The sequence below is a fragment of the Streptomyces sp. CO7 genome (assembly GCF_053474865.1).
The window spans coordinates 1-1,669 of sequence record NZ_JBRIOU010000229.1 but is presented as its reverse complement, the minus strand read 5'-3'; the positions used below and the strand labels follow the sequence as shown (position 1 = coordinate 1,669).

1 protein-coding gene and 1 pseudogene are annotated in these 1,669 nt (G+C 73.0%); both read right to left on the bottom strand.

The genetic code is table 11. The annotated features are described in order from the left end of the window. Positions 1-32: 32 nt before the first annotated feature. On the bottom strand, positions 33-1,361 hold the full coding sequence (locus ACOV8S_RS33005) for an MFS transporter (RefSeq protein WP_448322357.1): 1,329 nt from the start codon (positions 1,359-1,361) through the stop codon (positions 33-35). A gap of 105 nt (positions 1,362-1,466) precedes the next feature. After that, positions 1,467-1,669, bottom strand: a pseudogene (locus tag ACOV8S_RS33000) (hypothetical protein); the annotation flags it as partial.

The following is a 1,669-nucleotide window of genomic DNA, read 5'->3' as shown; positions in this document are numbered from 1 at the left end:
CCCCTGCCGGCCCGGGAGAGGACCCGCCGCGTCTACGGCACCCGTTCGACGGGCGGTTCGCCCACCGGGCCGGACGGAGGCGGCGGCGGCGACGGCGCCTTCGGCCGGTCCATCTCCCGCCATTCCGGGCGCAGTCCGGCGAGGCTGGTGGTGAGGAGGTACAGCACACCGCTGACCAGCAGGGTCGGGGCGAGCCCCACCAGCCCCACCGCCGCTCCGGCCAGCAGCCCGCCGAACGGGATGCCGGCGAAGGCGACCGAGTCGGCGAGGGCGTTGGCGCGGCCGAGCATCTCCCGGGGCACGCGCTCGACGAAGACGGCCCCCAGCACCGGGTTGAGGAATCCCGCGCCGAAGCCCGCGACGACGAACACCGCAACGATCAGCGGCACGGGCGTGTCACCGAGGAGGATCAGTCGCATCGGGGCGCCGACGAGGGTGAACCCGGCGAAGAACACCAGCCGCCGGTTGAGCCGCTGCGCGAAGACCGCGGCCAGCAGGCTGCCCGCCACGGCCGCCGCGCTGAAGACCGCCATGAGCGACCCCAGCAGGGCGGCGTCATGACCGGACGCCTTGACCCACACGGGCAGCAGGACGGCGATCAGGGCAGTGTCGAAGAGATTGGTGACGGCGATCATCACCATGACGGTCAGGAAGAGCTTGTCCCCCCGCATCATGCGCACGGTCTCGCCGAAGCTGCGCCAGTAGCCCGGGCGTCCGTCCTCGCCGGCGACCTCCTCCCGCGTGGCCGGACGGCCCACCGCGTGCGGCAGCGTCAGGGCGATCAGGGCCGAACCGAGCGCGAAAGAGGCGGCGTTGACCAGGAGCACCGTGATCGGCCCGAGCAACGCGACCAGGAGGCCGCCGACGGCCGGGCCGACGGTGCCGGCGAGCCGCTCGACGATGCCGGAGAAGGCCATGGCCCGCTCCATCGGCACCCGGCTGCGGTCCGCCGCGTCCGGGACCATGACCTCCTTGGCCAGGTCGCCCGGGCCTCGGGCGGCGCCGATGAGCGCCACCAGCACGAGCAGGACGGGCAGCGACAGCACACCGGCCCCGTGCAAGGCGGGTACCGCGAGGGCGGCCGCGCAGCTCACCAGGTCGGTGGTCCAGGAGACGACGCGCGGGCCCACCCGGTCCACGACCGGCCCGCTGAGTGCCTTCGTCACCACGAACGGCGCCATCTCGCAGAACGCGACCAGACCGGTCTGCGTGGCACTGCCGGTGGTGACGAGGACGAACCACGGGACGGCCACGGCGGCCATCCGGGTGCCGGTCAGCGACACCGCCATCGCGGTCAGGACGCCGGCCAGCGGTTTCAGGTCACGCCGAGCGGCCGGTCGTTCCCCGGTTCGGTCCTTCATGCGGTCTCTCCCCTGTGACCGACGCAGTTCGCTCGGTCGTCCTCTTCACGTCTCCGGACTGTTCGCGTCGCTGAACCGTGCGCTTTCTGTACGTCGTTCGCGTTCTCAGCGCTCTTCCGGCGCTCTGGACCCCTCAGCGCCCTCGGAGCCTTCGACCTCGGGCCCTGCGGTATCCGGCTCCGGCTCCGGCTCCGGGAACGCGTCCGTGTCCTGAAGGTCGGGGAGGATCTGGAGGATCACCGACACCGTCCCCGCCCCGGCGGGCCCCCCGGCGTCCTCCGCATCCCCGGAGCCCTCCTGCCGGTACC

Coding starts and splice junctions, on each gene's coding strand:
- ACOV8S_RS33005 (WP_448322357.1), bottom strand. CDS start 1,361: ATGAAGGACCGAACCGGGGAACGACCGGCCGCTCGGCGTGACCTGAAA.